This is a genomic window from Chitinibacter sp. SCUT-21, from assembly GCA_041874755.1.
GTDB lineage: Bacteria > Pseudomonadota > Gammaproteobacteria > Burkholderiales > Chitinibacteraceae > Chitinibacter.
On record CP102611.1, the window covers coordinates 2,056,920 to 2,074,756 of the forward strand.

The following is a 17,837-nucleotide window of genomic DNA, read 5'->3' on the forward strand; positions in this document are numbered from 1 at the left end:
TATATCCTTGCGGGCCATATTTGAATTTAGTTGTATCGATATACCTAAACCAGCTTCGGCTGGTTTTTGTGTTTTTAACGGCTGATTGATAGCTGCTAGTGTGGATCAAATGGCGTGTTGCAGTATGATAAGTAAAAGCTAAAGCGAAGGAATAAAAATGAGCAAGCAATTGAGTGGTGTGGCGATCGCAATTTCTTTAGTACTCAGTGCGTGCGGCGGCGGTGGCGGCGGAAGTGCAGCGCCAGAGCCGACTGCAGTACCAAGCTATACACCACCTCCAGCGGATGCTGTTTCGGCAGACCCAAGCTGGCCTAGCCCAGTAGCGATTCCGTTTGTTGCGGGCTCATTGCTCATTAGCGAAATTTCCAGCAGCAATTGGATCGAAATTTATAACCCGAATGATGTTCCCGTTGACCTCAGTCGCGTGAAATTGCGTACTTTTGATAATGCAAATGCCATTACTGAATTTAGCTTGCCCGCAGCGACGATTTTAGCCAAAGGTTATGTGGTGTTGGCAGCGAGGCCTTCTTCCTATTTGCAATCGTCCAATCAAATTGCATTTGTAGGGACGACGAGCCAATACCCAGTCTGGAATAGCTCGGGTTTTGTTGAGTTAATCACTGCGGATAAGTCGATCGATTTTGTGCGTTATGGTAGCGATGCCACTGCTTCAAAATTCCCGGCTCAATCTCCTCTTCCTTGGAGTGGTTCGGTCGCGAGCGCCTTAAATACCGCAAGCTATGGCAATAGCATTGTCCGACCCGCTTCAAGTATCGCGCAGGCAGAAACTAATACCGCAACAGACTGGCAAGCAGCTAATTTTGTGACGCCGTATGGGGCGAATGATGTGCCTAATGGCACAGCAGACAGTGATAATGATGGCATTCCTGATAGTGCCGAAGTTGCAGGTGGTCGTTTTGCCGGACTAGATTTATATGCCATGGGTGCAAGGACTGGGCAGCGCGATATTTTCCTTGAAATTGACTATATGTCATCGACTGATGAAGGCGTAAAACCGCGCGCAGAGGCTTTACAAAAAATTGTGAATGCTTTTGCCGCGAAAGGTTTTGCCCTGCACATTGATGCGGGTGTGAATGTTGCAGGCTTTAATTTGGGCAATAGTAAATCGGTACTGGCCTTTAATAATTGCCTCGATTTAGGCGATCCGAAAGTCGGTTGTGCCGATGTGTATCAGTTGAAAACCACGGCGTTTGATCTACGCCGTAGCCCGATTTTCCACTACGCGGTCATGGGGTATAAGCAGGGTAATTATGCGGGTTCGGCCGGGTTGGGTGAGATTGCGGGTAATGATTTTAATGTCACGTTGGGGGGCTTAAATTTAAGCGCCAAAGATACCGCCAATAAAAATTTCCTGATCAATACCCAAGCCGGCACCATCATGCACGAACTCGGCCACAATCTGGGGCTGGAGCATGGTGGTTTTGAAACGCTAAATGGCAAGCCCAATTACGTCAGCGTAATGAACTATATGTACTCGCAAGCGGGTATCCCACCGAGTACCACGGGCGCGAATGCTGGGCAGCGTTGGTATATCTACAACGACCTTAAAGGGTTAAGCCTCTGTTCAGCAGCGGTGGAATCTAATACTTGCTCAGATAGTTTAATTCTTGATTATTCCAACGGCAGCTCTGTGGATTTGAACGAAGCTAGTTTGCTGGAAAGTGAATTACTTGGCCGTGGCTCTACTGCATCAGGCGCCTTTATTGATTGGAACCGTGATGGCGCAAATAATTTAGGTCGCATCAGCAGCAATATCGATGATTCGACGGCTTTGTCGACACTGAAGGACTACAACGATTGGGCGAATTTGATTTTGCCATTCTCACGCCAATATAGTGGGCGTTTCTTACGTTTGAATGGCAAGGGTAACTCTGGCTCGGTCGATTTTTTAAATGATCAACAAACCGTTGCGCACGAAGTGCCAATGGTGAAGGCCTTTCCATGAAACGCTTTATGATTGCCGCTATGAGCCTATGTTCAGCCGCGAGCTGGGCGAATGAAATGCAGGTTGACGGTACGTGGTTGCAAAAACAGCAAATCAGCACCGTGACACGCCAAGAATCAGGCTGGCAATTGCGTAGTGATCAGCAGCAGCTGGCACTCAGTCATGTTCCCGCTTGGCTTAAAGCACCAATAATCGGAGATTGGTTGGAGCTAAAAACGCGCTTTAATCCTGCCGGCATCACGCAGCGTTTTATGTGGTCGAAAAGCGAATTCGAACCTGCATATTTACTAGCGGGGCATAGCAGCCGGCTTAATGATGCTGCGTTTGGCGAATGGCGTTGGGAAGCCAACAGCAATCCGGCGCGGCTGGTCTTGGTGAAACAAGGCCAGCGCACCACGGTCAAACTCAAACACCTGAAGAACGTGGCGGGCTGGTGCGTGTATCTGAGCGATGTACGCCCCGCCAAGCCGAGTGTGACCGGAATTGCCAATGAATCAGAAACGCGTTTTGACTGGTGGGCGCAGCGCACGGATGGTCCGTGCGCGCCAGCTTAGGCTTGTTGCGCGGCCCAGTTTTTTAGCGTGACGTAATCCGTTTTTCCGGTGCCGAGTAGCGGAATCGTCGCCACGTAGCGAATTTCACGTGGTACAGCCAATTCGGGTGAGCCCATTTCGCGCGCCGCGGCGAGCAGCGTATCGCGGTTCAGATCCGCTTGGGTGGTGAACAGCACAATCGCCTCGCCCTTGGCTTCATCGGGGCGTGAGCTGGCTGAATGCATAAATTCGGGCGACGCTTTGCGCGCGATGGCTTCAACGACTTCGAGCGAAATCATCTCGCCGGCGATTTTGGCAAAGCGTTTGGCGCGGCCTTGAATCGTGATATAGCCATCGATATCGAGCTTCACAATATCACCGGTGTCATACCACGCCACGCCGTCTTCTTGCGGCAATACTTCAAGCTGCCCCGGATTCTCATAGCGTAAATAACCCTTCATCACATTCGGCCCACTCACCAGCAATTGCCCGCCTTCTGGTACACCCTGGATAGGTATTAGCTTGTGACGCATGCCCGGTGTGAGCTGGCCGACAGTACCCAGCCTACTGGCCATCGGCACATTCACCGCGACCACCGGCGCACATTCGGTGACACCGTAACCTTCCAAAATTCGAATGCCAAATTTTTCGATATACGTTTTGCGCACAGCATCATTCAGTTTTTCAGCGCCAGCAACGACGTAACGCAGGCGACCAAAATCGTAGGGGTGCGCGTATTTGGCGTAATTGCCAAGGAAAGTGCTAGTGCCAAACAGCACCGAGCAACCACGGTCGTAAACGATTTCGGGGATGATGCGGTAATGCAGCGGCGTCGGGTACAGGAAAATCGGCACACCCGTCACCAGTGGCAAAATTGCGCAGGCGGTCAGGCCAAAGCTATGAAACAGTGGCAACGCGACCATAAATTTATCATGCGGTGTGAAATCGGCCAGTGCCCGAATTTGCGCTACATTCGCTAAGATCGAGTTGTGGCTGTGCACCACGCCCTTCGGTTTGCCTTCTGAGCCCGAAGTAAACAAAATCACCGCCGCGTCGTTGGGCGATTGTTTGCTGGCAAAGCTACTCGGGCGCAGCAGGCCGAGTAATATCCGCATTTTGTCGCCCAACCCGATTAATGGGCGTAGGTCTTCCAGATATAAAACCTGAATATTGGGCAGATTCTCGATCAAACCTTCGAGCTTTCCTTTGGCAATAAAGGTGCGCGAAGTCACGATGGTTTTGATGTTGGCGGCGATACACGCAGCAAGTATACCGTCGCGGCCTGCGCTGTAATTGAGCATGGCAGGGATACGTGCCCTTGCGCTCAGGGCGAAGAAAAAGGCTACGGTTGGCGTTGTATTGGGCAGCAAGACGCCAATGGCTTCTTGTGGCGCCGCGATCTTATCCACAATGCACGATAGGCCAAGGATTTTTTTGCTGAGGCTGCCATAGCTTTCTTCATGTTGCGAGATATCTTCAATCACGCTAAAGCGGCGGCCAAAAGCGTGTTGCGCATCTAAATAGGCTTGAAACAAGGTGCGTTCTGGCCGTGTTGCGACCAGCATCTCGAGCAAAATATCACGCATCAGTTGGCCAGCTTTGCGGCGGCGCTCTTTGGCCGAAGGTAAATCAGGCATCGCAATACTGCGCCGACCTAATACCTGCAAACTAATTTTCGGAAACAGCGTGCGTGGATAAATGCCACCTAGGCGGCTAAAAAAGGTGCGCGAAGCACCTGAAATTCGTACCGGTACAATCGTTGCGCCAGTGCGCGCCGCAGCAAAGGCCGCGCCATCGTAGACTTTCATCAGCGAGCCCGTCGTCGTGATACGCCCTTCGGGGAAAATGACGACCGGTTTGCCCGCTTCGAGCAAACGCACCACGGCTTTGATCGCCAGCGGATTGGTCGGATCGACCGCCAGAAAATCAGTCAGGCTTAAAAACGCGCGGAAAAACCAGTTTTCCGCCACCTTGGTGTGCACGACAAAAGTGGCGTCAATCGGCAAATGCGCCGCCAAAAAAATGCCGTCAAGGAAGGATTCATGGTTGGCGACAATCAGCGTGCGGGGGTTATGAAATACGCTGAAATCGCCCTTGATCGTGAGGCGATACAAAACGCGAAACAGCGTTTTCATCGAGGTGCGAAACAAGGATTTGAGCATGGCATCTACTGTGGTTGTCAACTTGACGTCATATATTAGCAATAATCATCATTGCCATTGTGCCTTTTCACAATTTCTGAACAAAAAAGCCATCAATAGCCCGCGTGTCAGAGTTCGGATAGGTATAATGAGCAATAACGCAACAAGGCTAAAATACCTACAATAGGTATTGTTATGTAAGCCCCATTCAATTTGATCTTCAGGTGAATACATCATGGCAAAAATGCTGGACCAAGCGCTAACCGATGAAGAACTCGATCAGCTCGATCAGTTTTTATATTCGGATGCAGTCGGTAAGGATGCGATGTCCTTATCCATGTTGCATGGCTACCTCACGGCGATTTTGATTGGCCCTGCCCAAGTGATGCCGACTGAATGGATGGGGCAGATTTGGGATAAACCCGAAGCTGTTATCTTCGCCCTACCCGAAGCCGATGCGATGATTGATTTGGTCATGCGTTTATATAACCAGATCGCGGATGAGCTGGCACAAGACCCACCGGTTTACGAGCCATTGCTGTATTGGGAAGACGATAGCCAGCAACATTCCAGCATCGAAGAATGGAGTTTGGGCTTCTGTTTTGGCGCGGGTTTGGCTGAAGAAGAATGGCAGCCGCTGCTCGATGAAGAAGAAGGCCAGTTTATGTTTATGGCCATCATGAGCGGCTCGGACGACGAAATGCGCGCCGACATGGAACGTGAGGGCATCAACCTGGTGCAGCACGACAATGAAATCGCTGAGCAATTGCCAGAAATGGTCCTCGAAATTCGCGATTTTTTCCGTAATCGCCAGATTAGCGAAGGCAGCAAGCATCGTTTGCACTAAGCGCTGAGCTAACAAAGAAAAAACCACCATTGCCACAAAGCCTTGGTGGTTTTTTTCTGACTGCGCGACGCGCTTTGATCGGGTAAAATGGCGTTTTGATTTTGAATAGCGGCGACGCTTCGCCGTGCAAGGATATTTATGAGCCTCAAGTGCGGCATCGTTGGCCTACCGAATGTGGGTAAGTCCACTTTATTTAATGCTTTGACCAAAGCCGGTATCGAAGCGTCAAACTACCCATTTTGTACCATCGAGCCGAACGTCGGCATCGTAGAAGTACCGGATGAGCGCCTCGCGCAATTGGCGGCGATTATTAATCCGCAGAAAATTCAGCCAGCGATCGTTGAATTTGTTGATATCGCTGGCCTTGTGGCTGGCGCGTCCAAAGGCGAAGGCTTGGGTAACCAATTCTTGGCCAATATCCGCGAAACCGACGCGATTGTGAATGTGGTGCGTTGTTTTGAAAACGACAATATCGTGCACGTCGCTGGCCGCGTTGACCCAATCGACGACATTATCGTGATTGGCACTGAGTTGGCTTTGGCCGATTTGAATACCGTTGAAAAAGCGATCCAGCGCGAAGGCAAAAAAGCCAAATCAGGCGACAAAGACGCGTTGGCGCAAATCGCCGTGCTGGAACGCTTGTTGCCACACTTGAACGAAGGCAAACCAGCGCGTTCAGCCAATCTGAGCGCTGAAGACAAGCTGGCGATCAAATCATTGTGCTTGCTGACGATTAAGCCAGCGATGTACGTGGCCAACGTGGCGGAAGATGGCTTTGAAAATAACCCGCTGCTCGACAAAGTAACCGCACACGCGAATGCCGAAGGCGCGCCTGTGGTCGCTGTTTGCGCGGCGATTGAATCTGAAATCGCTGAATTGGAAGATGCGGATAAAGCCGAGTTTTTGGAATCAATCGGCCAAGCTGAGCCAGGTCTGAATCGCCTGATCCGCGCGGGTTACGATTTGCTCGGTTTGCAAACCTACTTTACTGCGGGCGTGAAAGAAGTTCGCGCGTGGACCATCCACAAAGGCGATACTGCACCGCAAGCGGCGGGCGTAATCCATACCGACTTCGAGCGTGGCTTTATCCGTGCGCAAACCATCGCGTTTGATGATTTCATCCAATACAAGGGTGAACAAGGCGCGAAAGAGGCTGGCAAGATGCGCGCTGAGGGTAAAGATTACGTGGTTAAAGATGGCGACGTATTGAACTTCCTGTTTAACGTCTAATCCCAGCGGCATTTGATTTCAAATGCCGCAAAAGCACTTGTCATTCGGGTGTAACATTAACGTCATATTATCAAGGACTGAACGATGAGCCGCACTGTAAACTGTGTCAAACTAGGTCGTGAAGCTGAAGGCTTGGATTTTCCGCCTGTACCGGGCGAACTGGGCAAGAAAATCTACGACCACGTATCAAAAGAAGCATGGCAAGCTTGGGTTAAACACCAAACCATGCTGATCAATGAAAACCGTCTTAGCCTAGCAGATCCAAGCGCGCGCAAATATCTGCAGCAACAGCTGGAGAATTATTTCTGGGGTTCAGGCGCTGATGCCATTCAGGGTTTTGTTCCGCAGTAATACAGTAATGAATCAGGCCGCATAATGCGGCCTGATGCGCTTATAAAGGCCCAAAATTGCTTGCGTAGAAACAGTGATGTTGTCCAAAGCATGCTGCATTTGATCTAAACAATCACTAGGTTTTAGCTTATTTCAAATGAGCTGGTGACCCTGTACTGTTGTGATCGACCAAGCGATTAGCGTCTTGGTATCTAGAGAAAACAAACAATAAGAGCGATGTTATGACGTATAAACCTGCCGACAATCAATTGATGCTCAATCGTGAATTGGGCCTGCTGGAGTTTAACCGCCGTGTTTTGGCGCAAGCAGAGGATGCCCGCAACCCACTGCTGGAGCGGTTGAAGTTTCTGTGTATTGTGTCGAGCAATCTCGATGAGTTTTTCGAGGTGCGCATTGCGTGGTTAAAAGAAAATATGCGTCATAACCCGACTCGGCTGCTGCCTGAGGGTTTAACACCGCACCAAGCCTTTGATTTGGTGTGCATCGAAGCGCACGATTTGGTCGAGCGCCAATACCGTGTACTGCGCGAAACGATTTTCCCGGCGATGGAAGAAGAGGGCATTTATTTCTTCCGCCGCAGCCTGTGGACCGACGCGCAGCGCGCGTGGGTGAAGGACTATTTCTTCCGTGAATTGATGCCGATTTTAACACCGATTGGGCTTGATCCGTCGCATCCATTCCCACGCCTATCGAACAAGATTTTGAACTTTGTCGTCGAGCTCGAAGGCCGTGATGCGTTTGGTCGCAATTCTGGCATTGCAATTGTCCAAGCGCCGCGAATCTTGCCGCGTTTCGTCAAAATGCCAGCCGACATCGCTGGAACTGAACACGGCTTTGTGTTCCTGTCGTCGATTATGCACGCGCATATTGATGAGCTGTTCTCCGGCATGCACGTGCTCGGTTGCTACCAATTCCGCGTGACTCGCGACTCGGACGTATCGGTCGATGATGAAGATATCAAAGACTTGCGCGCAGCGATTGAGGGCGAATTGTCGCAACGACCATTTGGCGATGCGGTGCGTTTGGAAGTGGCCGACAATTGCCCGAAACACGTACAGGATTTCCTCTCGCAGCAATTTAATCTTTCTGATTCGGATGTGTACCGCGTCAACGGCCCAGTGAATATGGTGCGCTTGATGCAGGTGCCTGATCAGGTTGATCGCCCAGACTTGAAATACCAACCGTTTATGCCGGGTATTCCACCCGAGTTGCGCAACCAAAGCGATTACTTCGCCGCAATTCGCCATGGTGATATCTTGCTGCACCATCCGTACCAAAGCTTTACGCCGGTGGTGGATTTCTTGCAGCAAGCAGCGCGTGATCCAGCCGTGGTCGCGATCAAGATGACGATTTACCGCACTGGTGCAGAATCGATCTTGATGGACGCTTTGCAAGAGGCTGCAGCGCGCGGCAAAGAAGTGACCGTGGTCGTTGAGTTGATGGCGCGTTTTGATGAAGAAGCGAATATCAACTGGGCCGCCAAACTCGAACGTGCAGGCGCGCACGTCGTGTACGGCGTGTACGGTTATAAAACTCACGCCAAAATGCTGCTGATCGTGCGGCGGGAAGAAGGCCAGCTCAAACGCTACGCGCACGTCGGCACGGGTAATTACCACCCGCGTACCGCTAAGTTGTATACCGACTTTGGCCTATTTACCGCCAATCGCGAAGTCACTAGCGATGTGAACGATGTATTTATGCAGTTGACCGGTTTGGGTTTGGCGGGTGATCATCACCAACTGTGGCAAGCGCCATTTACGCTGCACAGCAATTTTATCGCCGCGATCGATCGTGAAATCGCGCATGCGAAAGCGGGTAAAAAAGCCGTTGTGATCGCGAAAATGAACGCGCTGCTCGAGCCGACGATCATCGATAAATTGTACGAAGCATCGGGCGCAGGGGTGACGATCCATCTGATCGTGCGCGGCGTATGCGCATTGCGCCCAGGTTTGCCAGGCATTTCGGAAAACATTCGCGTGCGCTCGATTGTGGGCCGTTTCCTAGAACACCATCGCGTGTATTACTTCTTTAATGATGGCGCTGAGGACGTGTACTTGTCGAGCGCGGACTGGATGGGTCGCAACTTATTCCGCCGCATTGAAATCGCCTTCCCTGTGCTGAGCCCGAAAGTGAAGCGCCGCGTGATTCGTGAGAGCATAAGACCATTCTTGGTCGATAACACCCAAGCGTGGGAAATGCTATCTGACGGCCGCTATCGTCGTAAGGTGGCGCGTGGCGACAAGATTCGTTCCGCACAAGGTTTGATGCTAGGTGATTTGTCCGCGGGGACAAGAACTTAACCCTATCTAGGGTATTTAATATTAAACCTTGTTAATATTGTATTAAAGCCATATACCCATAATAGGTATATGGCTTTTTATTTGCTTAAGCAAATCAGCGACTTAATTTTATGACATAAAATTGTAAATAATTTGTAACATTAAAGTGGTATTTTTCCAAAAAATATAGGGCTTGAGTTTGCTTAATTGTAAGTTAATATGGGCGAATTCAATTAGGCCGCACTAGCTCTACGGGCTGATTTGGTATTGATGTATTAGGGAGATGGAACCAATGGCTGAAACGGTAGAAAAGAAAATCGCGCAACCGACTGAGCTTGACAAGAAAAAGCAGCAGCAAAAACCGCTGGCTGAACGCCTAGAGGGTGAGCAACCATTTGATTGGATTAAGTTTCAAGAAAAAGAAACGAGCAAATAAAAAAGCGGCCATTGGCCGCTTTTTTATTTGCTGAAGTTTGACCTATTTCAGCGCCAGCGCCAAACTGGCGCGATAGTGCTGCGCGGCATCTTCATCGCGTTCAAGCTGAGTTAGCAATTCGGCCAACTCAGCATGTGCTGTTGCGCTTGGGCTCACCGCGATACTGGCTTCAAAATAGCTTTGCGCTTTACCCCATAGCTCACGTTTACGGCAGAGGCGGCCGAGTGTGAGCAGTAATAATTCATCGCGAGGGTGCGATTTGAGCCAAGTTTCGGCTTGTTGGAGCTGGGCGATTTGTCCCGCGGCATCCAGTTTCAGTTGGCTATACGCAGGAAGTAACTCGCTATTCCATTCGGCTTCCAACGCTTTTTCCAATGCGTCTTTGGCCATCTCTGGCGCTTCTTGTGCGATATAGCTGCGTGCAGCGGCATGAGCCAATTTCGGATTATGCTGTTCACTGTGCGAGAGTTTTTTCCACCAGTCTTTCAGCTCCAGCGGTGTCATTGGGTGCTGTTTCAGTAATTGCAACTGTGCAGCAATACGGATGTGTGCGGCCTGTTCGGCATCAATGGCTTCGGCTTTGCTTAATTGATCGACCAGTTTAATTACCGCTTCTGGGTTTTGTTCACGCTGGCGCAAACGCAATTCCAGTTTCATTGCATTGGTCAATTTTGGCGCTAATTCTCGCGCGGCCACGATGGCTTGCTGGGCTTCGCTATAGCGACGCTCATCGAGCAATAACTCGCCACGCGTCATCAAGGTGGCCAAATGCTGTTCGCCTAGGTGCTCGGTGAGTTGTTGGAATATTTGATCGCGTTGGGCGAAATCGCGTACGGCATGGGCTGCACGTGCGGCTAGCAAACCATTGACCGCAAACGCGTCGTTTTCGCTGCTGGCGAGCATGGCTTCGCTGGCCAAGCGCACGGCACGCTGGAATCGGCCTTCAAAAAAAGCAATCCGCGCATCGCGCTCGAGTTGAATGGATGCTGTTTTCGCTTTATTGGCTTGGTAGCGCCGCACGCGTTGCGGTAAACCTGCGACTTCAACAAACATTTGCAATAAGAAATACAGCCCAATAATGCCAACCAAGAGCAAAACGATAAATACGTTGAGCGATATTTCAACACGCCAAGGCGGTAGGAAAATCAAAGCATAGCCAGTGTTAAGTTGGGCGAATAATGTCATCCCAACTGCGACGGAGAATAGGCCAATCAGCCACAGCAATAGCTTCATGGTTTCACCCTTTCTGCGCTGGTACGTGCACTGCGCACGGCGGTTAGGCTGGCGCTGAGATCGGGTAATGCGACGCTAACTTGTTGTTCTTCCAATTGCGCAATTAAATGCAATGCGCTTTGTGTCGCCGGCATTTGTGCATCGAAATAATCTTTTAAATACTGTTTAACCGCGCTAATGTCGCTGCGGAAGGTAACTTCATTGCGCTGCAAGACCGACGAGCGCGCGCTAAGCAGGCGCAGCTTGATGTTTTCGCGTAGGAAGAAACTTTGCTCTGGGGTCAGCAATGCGGCTTCGGGTTTGTCCATGCGGCGAATTTGAATCAGCTGTCTGAATTCGTGCCAAATTTCCGACAAGAACGCGCGTACCGCACTTTCAGGCTTAGCTGTGGGTTGATGTTTTTCCGCTTCAACATGACCTTCGTCGATCAGCAGCGGAATCGTATCGACCTTGCTAATCAAACTATCAAGCCGCGTGGTCACGCCCACCACATCCAGGTATGGCAGTGCTTTAAGCGTATCCATATCGCGCGTAATGGCTTGGCGTACCCCAATCAACTCAGGGCGATTTAGCCGCGAAAGTTGCTGATCGATATTGCTCAAGCCCATTAAGGCCAAATTCACATCACCCGAGAGCTGCAATTGCTGGCTGGCAAAAGTCAGCATTTGTTCCAACTCGGCCAGCGTATGGACCGACTCGGTGCGCATCAGCATATCGTACATGCCAGTCAGTACTTCCTGCCGGCTTTCCGATTCGGCTAATTTGCCAGCTTGAGTTTCAACCTGTACCTGTAGCTTTTGCTGCAATTGCGCCATTTGGCTGTGATTGGCGCGCAATTCTTGTTGCAGCTTGGCGCTGTTTGCCAATTGGCTGGCCAGATCCGCTTTTAGCTGCTCCATCGCATTTTGTTGATATAGCCAAACGCCACCACTGGTGAGTATTGCCACCAAAGCCAAAACAAAAGCAGGCTGTGGCAGGGTACGCCGTGGGGGTACTTGCAAGGCTGCCGAAAGTGAGTCTTGAGTGTTTTCTTGGGTCATGGGCTTTACACGTCTAAAGATGAGGCAAAGTGCTGGCAAATCGAACGGGTGATGCCAAGATCGCCCGCTTCCGTCAGCGCTGTCTTTTCTGCCCCTAGGGCTTTCAGCGCGCTGATAATACGTGGATGCGGAGCGAAATACTGTACTGATTGTAGCCTGTGCCGCGCCAGCTCTCCACCTATGGTGAATAAGTGTTGTGCAGCTTCTGAGCTAGAGACTATTAGACCATCACAACCGTGCGTAAGTTGTGTCAATAATTCGCTTGCATTCAGTTGCGGCGCAAGGCGTTGATAGCTGCTGACCAACTCGACGTTTACGCCAGCTGATTGTAATGCGCGGGGTAAAATATCGCGCCCGCCTTGGCCGCGAAAAATCACCATGCGCTGACCTGCGCGGTTTTGCATTTGCGGCATCGCCAGCAGGCCTTCACTATCGAATTGCTTTGTTGGGCAGATGATAGTCTGTACGCCCAGCTTGGCGGCCCGTTTGGCGCTGCCCGGGCCAACAACTGCCACGGCAAGCTGGCCAGGCCACGGCGTGGTGAGATGCGCAAACACACTGTCGAGTGCCGACGGGCTGATAAAAATCGCCAAATCATAGCGTTCGAGCTGCGCCAAGGCTGCGTGCAAGGGGGCGGCATCAAGCGGTGGTGCGATTTCTAATAAAGGAAAAGCCAAGACTTGCGCACCGTAGGCGGCAAGAGCTTGGCTTAATTCTGCGGCTTGGGCTGCGGGTCGAGTAACCCACAGCCGCACGCCATGTAGCGAAAGCGTGGGTTTATTCATGCGCCATTTGTTTGAGAATATCGCGCGCGCCCTCGGTGCACAGCAAGTCGGCCACGGTGCGACCCAAACCATCGGCTGCGGCGTAGCTGCCATTGGATTCGGCAGTCACCACTTTGGAGCCATCAGGCAACGCAATCAGGCCACGCAGGCGCAAAAAGCCATCGTCGTTGGTGGCGTAGGCGGCGAGTGGAATCTGGCAAGAACCATTGAGGCGGCGCGATAGCGAGCGCTCGGCTTCTACGGCCGCGGCAGTGGCAACGTGGTTAAACGGTGCAAGTAGTGCAGCCAAATCCGCACGATCGCTACGAATTTCCAAGCCCAAAGCGCCTTGGCCTGGTGCTGGCAGGCTGACTTCGGGCGCGAGCTCGCAGCGAATGCGATCGCCTAAACCTAGGCGTTTTAAGCCGGCGGCGGCCAAGATAATCGCGTCAAATTCGCCGTCGTCAAGTTTACGCAGGCGGGTATTGACGTTGCCACGCAGTGGCTTGATCGTTAAATGCGGATAGCGCATCCGCAGCTGGCTTTCGCGGCGCAAGCTGGCGGTGCCAACAATGGCGCCTTCGGGTAAATCATTCAGTTGCGCGTACTTGCTCGATACGAACGCATCGCGCGGATCTTCGCGCTCGCCAATTGCGGCAATCGAAAAGCCTTCGGGCAAGACCATCGGCACGTCTTTCATCGAATGCACGGCCAAATCGGCGCGACCGTCGAGCAGCGCTTGTTCAAGTTCTTTCACGAACAGGCCTTTGCCGCCAATTTTATTCAGCGTGACGTCGAGAATTCGATCGCCTTGCGTCGTCATACCGAGCAGCTCAACGCTGATGGCTGGGTAAGTCATCTCGAGCCAATTTTTAACAAAGTTCGCTTGCCAAAGCGCCAGAGGGCTTTCCCGAGTAGCAATGACGATCTTTCGTAAAAGAGTCGATTCGGACATTAGGGCACACCTCTTCAAACATTGGCAAAGTGGCAGTTTACCACGCCCGCTGTGCGGATAGAAAAAGCGCCATGCTGGCACTGTTTTAAGGAAATCAGTGACAGCATGGCGCTGATGAATTGTAGTTCAGGGCTTTTTCGCCAAGTCGATCGGTTCGATATCAAATTCAAGTACGTTTGAATCGTGTTCAGGTTCAATGGCTTTCAGGTTTAACTCTTCGACGTCAAATTGCTCTGCCGCTTGCTCCAGTGGGGATAGATTGGCGTTGGATCCCACGTCCAAATTCGGTAGCTCGATGGTGTAATCTTGCTCGGTTGGACTGAGTAAATGAGCAAATTGATTTGGGACTCCATGGTCTTGTTTGAGCGTGGCCATCATTTGTAGATCGGCGCTGCTCGGGGCGTCTAATTCCAACTGCAATTCTTGCGCAACGGGTGGTGTTTGCTCCAGACCAAAAGCTTGGGCATAGCTGGCCGTATGGAGCGCTTGTGGTTTGTAGGGCGATTCGCGGAAATACAGTGGATTTTCAGGGTCAAGTTTCGCGCCAATATTGCGCACCAACTCCCAATCGGCTTCGTCATGCTCGATGACTTTGAGGTTTTGCGCTAAATGAGCATATTCAGTTTTCATACCTTGTTGGCGGAAGAGGCGGAATAACATCAACCAGCGTTCAATATCGCTCGGCTCCTCGTCGATACAACGATACAGAATATCAATGGCATCCATGGTTTCGCCTTGCGCAATCAAAATCTGCGCTCGCGCCATATCGTTTGCCAGGCCTTCTTCGGTGTGTTCCACTTCAATGCCATGCGGCGAGCCGCCCAAATGTAGGGCAGACATCATCGTATTAGGGCTGGCAAAGCCGGCGGGTGCTTGGTCATGATAGCTTGGGTTGGGGCCAAACTGGCTGGTATCGTGCTCGGTAAAGTAATGGTTTGTCTCAGATTTTCTCCGGCGTAGTATCCACCATACTCCTGCCAGCAATGCGCTGGTTCCCCCAATTAATAAGGCCCACCAAGCCATACCCGATTCTTGCGTTACGGGTGATGGTTCTATGATGCTACTGGCGGCTGGCGCGGGGGCGCGTTTGGGCGCTTGTGTCGCTGCGACCGAGGCTGCCGAAACAGGGGCGGCGACGATTTGTGATGCGCTGGCAGCGCTAGCGTCCATTTGGGCCAACTGGAGATTGAGCTGAGTAATTTCCAATTGCATTTTTTGTTGCAATTCATTTAACTCGAGTAATTTTTGCTCCAGCTGTCGCGTGTACTCGGCGCTATTGGAGGCAATGGCTTTCGGTTTCGTCGGAGGGGTGAGCGCTACGCCGTCGAGGCGCAAGAGACCCGTCTCGGCTAGAGGTGCTTTTGGCGGTACCTTTTTGCTGGAACGAAGCAAATCCGGGATGATAATTTTGCTTCCCGCTGCGATCGGCGTTTCGGCGCTGAGCCCCTCGTTCACACTAATCAATTTATTCAAATAGCGTGGATATTGTGGCGTACCCACTGGGTAATATCGTTTGGTAATTTCGGCCAGTGTGGTGGTTCTTTTTGCCGTGAAGGTTTCTGGATCCCGATTTGGTACCTCATTGCTCCGGCGGTTTTCGCGCGGCTCAACAGCTTTGGGCGCGGTAAAGGTTGGCGCTGGTTTGGGTTCTTCTACCGGTGCGACATTCAAAAAAGCGGTAAATGAGCGTGATATTTGCAGGCCATTACATTCGATGCGAATGCCAAAGCCCACGATGGGCTCACCTATATTTTGCCGCGAGTTGATATATAGCATTCCGCTTTGCTCGCCGCGCTGGCTGATGTTGATGCTTGCGTTGCCCAAGCTGGGGAGGTCAGCGCCTCCCTGCGTGAGGGTGACACAATCGGGGGTGAGCAACTCGCCGGCATGTGTTTTATAAGGGACTGCGGCACGAAAAGGTTGACCAACGTAAGACTGTAATTCCACATCACCGAGCGTAAAAGATTGAGCTGATGGTGACATCAGCAATCCCATCAGTGCAATTTGAGCTGCAATATGTTTTTTCTGAATGCTATGGGTGAGCTTCATACTGAATCTTTGGCCAACATAAATATTTATGAGCGGTTTATACCAGATTTATTACATTCTTGACACAAAAACAATGGATTTGAAAGCTTAGAGACAAGCTTAATTATTAATTTATAATGCACTAATGCTGTTCTTGATAATAAATTGCAACATCATTTGCAAATTAAATTTCAGGAAACTGATTTAATTAGACCAATTTCCATTTAATTGGATACAAAAAAGCCGTAGATCTGCTGCTCTGGGATGCGAGCGGAGATGGTTTTAATTCTGATTTAACGGGTATCCAGCTGGCCAAACAATCTAGCTTGGATTTGATGGCAATACCTGTGGTGGTATATCTGGATGAACGAGCTGTGCTGGTGCTGAGCGTTTAAGTGCGTTCTGGTCGGCTTATTGCCACTGTTTTGCGTAGGCGATAGTAGGCAAGAGGAACACGCATCGATTGGGTGGGGCCGCTGAGCGGTGCACGTGGATTGCTGGCCAAGATTAGCCATTCGCTGTGAAGTGCTTTCAGACGCAGATTGATCGACTCAATGATCGCATGCGGATTATGAATGTGGCAGCGTTGAATCAATTCAGCACTGGTGCATTGGCGTCGTGTACATAGCTGTTGATACACCTTGCTTTGATTGGCATCCAAGCCTAAAGCCAGCGCGTCAAAATCTGGGGTAATACTGTAAGTAGCCATGCCAATCCACGAGGGTAGAGAAAATAGAGGAGCTTAAATCTTAATGGCGGCACATTGTGCCGCAGGTGCTGAGCGGCGTTGTTGCCAAAATTTTCCCAGTTTCATGCCTGGCCGCTCAATCCACTGATAGCTGGCGCGGGCGCAGAATAAGACGCTCGCGACAACCATGAGCAGTAGCAGATTATTGCCCACTGTGCTGCCAGTATCGATGTATAACACTTTGCCGACTTGCGCGAGCCAGCTGGGGTGAAAGTGTTGCAGTGCAATCGTTAGTGCATAGAGCAATAGATAGTGCACCAAGTAAATTGAGAAGGACCACTCGCCCAGCTTGGTAAACACCCCACGCTTGAGCCAGCTTGAAATCAGCCCGCCTTCATAGGCAAAAAGCAAAATGGCGCTAGCAAAACCCCACGTTGCCCAATAGCTTTTATATGGATACTTCAGTGTAACCATCCAATACAGCGCAAATAAACACACTATCTCGAGTGCCGTCATCCAGTAGCGATGCAGCGTGCGATCACGCAGTCTTAGGTATAGCGCGTAGACCGCGGCCCCCACAAAAAAACAAATCAATCCCCGCAGCCCTGGGCTGTTGGCAATTTTGGGCTCCAGCAGCACCATTGCGGCACTACATAGTGCGATGAGTAAGCAAAATGCCTGGGTGCTGCGCCGCTGCGCCAGTAGGATGATGAGGCCAAAAGCGATGTAAATATAATATTCAACGCTGATACTCCAGGCCGGCCCATTGAAGGAGAATAAATTCGCGTCGGGTAGCCATGCATGCAATAGCGTGGCGTTATAAAGCCATTGTTCGCGCATCTGCTCATGCCAAAACCGATCATCCAAGCTTGAAAGCGAAACGCCGTCATACAACAAGGGTCGCAAAAAGATCAGCGTGGTCATGATGCATAAGGTTGCAAAATGCAGCGGTAAAATGCGGCAACTGCGGCTTATCATAAAATCAGTAAAACCTGCCGTAGTCATTCGGCGCAGGTGATAGCGGTGTGCGAGCACAAACCCGCTTAACACAAAGAAAAACTCAACCAGCAAGCCCGACGAGCGAAAGAAGCGCCATTCCCCAATACTTTGCCAAATATGTAAATGAAATAACACCACCGACACCGCACAGAGGCCACGAAAACTATCGAGGACGATAAAACGCTGGGATTGATTCATACAAATTTCGGTCAATTTAACGCGGTGGCACACAACAATGGCGCCATTGTAGGCGTAAAGTAGCGCAACAGGTAAGCAATCCAAAAAGGGTGGTTTGTAAACTGATCAATGGTGTATGCATGCTATGCGGTTCGACTGGTTTTACAGCA

14 protein-coding genes and 1 pseudogene are annotated in these 17,837 nt (G+C 50.9%); 7 read left to right on the top strand and 8 right to left on the bottom strand.

Annotated elements, in window-relative coordinates:
• The first annotated feature begins 157 nt into the window (after positions 1-157).
• Both NT239_09700 and NT239_09705 read left to right on the top strand, forming a co-directional pair.
• The gene (locus tag NT239_09700) at positions 158-1,966 is read left to right on the top strand and encodes a hypothetical protein (protein XGA70066.1); all 1,809 of its coding nucleotides are present in this window, start codon (positions 158-160) and stop codon (positions 1,964-1,966) included.
• On the top strand, positions 1,963-2,520 hold the full coding sequence (locus NT239_09705; protein XGA70067.1) for a hypothetical protein: 558 nt from the start codon (positions 1,963-1,965) through the stop codon (positions 2,518-2,520). Before NT239_09700 ends, NT239_09705 begins: the two co-directional genes overlap by 4 nt.
• Here the strand turns inward: NT239_09705 and aas are convergent.
• The gene (gene aas, locus NT239_09710; protein XGA70068.1) at positions 2,517-4,682 is read right to left on the bottom strand and encodes a bifunctional acyl-ACP--phospholipid O-acyltransferase/long-chain-fatty-acid--ACP ligase; all 2,166 of its coding nucleotides are present in this window, start codon (positions 4,680-4,682) and stop codon (positions 2,517-2,519) included. The two genes, NT239_09705 and aas, sit on opposite strands and share 4 nt — an antisense overlap.
• A gap of 193 nt (positions 4,683-4,875) precedes the next feature.
• Between aas and NT239_09715 the strand changes: the two genes are divergently transcribed.
• The 5 genes and pseudogenes from NT239_09715 (at position 4,876) to NT239_09735 (ending at position 9,783) form a co-directional block, all read left to right on the top strand.
• Positions 4,876-5,487, top strand: coding sequence for a YecA family protein (locus NT239_09715; protein XGA70069.1), 612 nt, complete (start codon positions 4,876-4,878; stop codon positions 5,485-5,487).
• Positions 5,488-5,625: 138 nt separating this feature from the next.
• Positions 5,626-6,717 carry a redox-regulated ATPase YchF gene (gene ychF, locus NT239_09720; GenBank protein ID XGA70070.1) on the top strand — a complete coding sequence of 364 codons (1,092 nt, stop codon included), beginning with the start codon at positions 5,626-5,628 and terminating at the stop codon, positions 6,715-6,717.
• A gap of 84 nt (positions 6,718-6,801) precedes the next feature.
• Positions 6,802-7,068, top strand: a complete 267-nt coding sequence (locus tag NT239_09725) for an oxidative damage protection protein (protein ID XGA70071.1) — start codon at positions 6,802-6,804, stop codon at positions 7,066-7,068.
• A gap of 215 nt (positions 7,069-7,283) precedes the next feature.
• A pseudogene (ppk1, locus tag NT239_09730) lies at positions 7,284-9,368 on the top strand (polyphosphate kinase 1).
• A gap of 271 nt (positions 9,369-9,639) precedes the next feature.
• The gene (locus tag NT239_09735; protein ID XGA70072.1) at positions 9,640-9,783 is read left to right on the top strand and encodes a hypothetical protein; all 144 of its coding nucleotides are present in this window, start codon (positions 9,640-9,642) and stop codon (positions 9,781-9,783) included.
• Between the two features lie 42 nt (positions 9,784-9,825).
• On the opposite strand, the gene NT239_09740 is transcribed toward NT239_09735, so the two are convergent.
• The 7 genes from NT239_09740 to NT239_09770 all read right to left on the bottom strand — a co-directional run bounded on the left by NT239_09740 (position 9,826) and on the right by NT239_09770 (position 17,688).
• The gene (locus NT239_09740) at positions 9,826-11,016 is read right to left on the bottom strand and encodes a heme biosynthesis protein HemY (GenBank protein ID XGA70073.1); all 1,191 of its coding nucleotides are present in this window, start codon (positions 11,014-11,016) and stop codon (positions 9,826-9,828) included.
• Positions 11,013-12,056, bottom strand: a complete 1,044-nt coding sequence (locus NT239_09745; GenBank protein XGA70074.1) for a uroporphyrinogen-III C-methyltransferase — start codon at positions 12,054-12,056, stop codon at positions 11,013-11,015. Before NT239_09745 ends, NT239_09740 begins: the two co-directional genes overlap by 4 nt.
• A gap of 5 nt (positions 12,057-12,061) precedes the next feature.
• Positions 12,062-12,841 carry a uroporphyrinogen-III synthase gene (locus NT239_09750; protein ID XGA70075.1) on the bottom strand — a complete coding sequence of 260 codons (780 nt, stop codon included), beginning with the start codon at positions 12,839-12,841 and terminating at the stop codon, positions 12,062-12,064.
• The gene (hemC, locus tag NT239_09755) at positions 12,834-13,775 is read right to left on the bottom strand and encodes a hydroxymethylbilane synthase (GenBank protein ID XGA70076.1); all 942 of its coding nucleotides are present in this window, start codon (positions 13,773-13,775) and stop codon (positions 12,834-12,836) included. Before hemC ends, NT239_09750 begins: the two co-directional genes overlap by 8 nt.
• Before the next feature lie 126 nt (positions 13,776-13,901).
• On the bottom strand, positions 13,902-15,824 hold the full coding sequence (locus tag NT239_09760) for a hypothetical protein (protein XGA70077.1): 1,923 nt from the start codon (positions 15,822-15,824) through the stop codon (positions 13,902-13,904).
• A gap of 370 nt (positions 15,825-16,194) precedes the next feature.
• On the bottom strand, positions 16,195-16,512 hold the full coding sequence (locus NT239_09765; GenBank protein ID XGA70078.1) for a hypothetical protein: 318 nt from the start codon (positions 16,510-16,512) through the stop codon (positions 16,195-16,197).
• A gap of 33 nt (positions 16,513-16,545) precedes the next feature.
• Entirely contained in the window at positions 16,546-17,688 is a 1,143-nt protein-coding gene (locus NT239_09770; protein XGA70079.1) for an acyltransferase, read from the bottom strand.
• Positions 17,689-17,837: the final 149 nt, after the last annotated feature.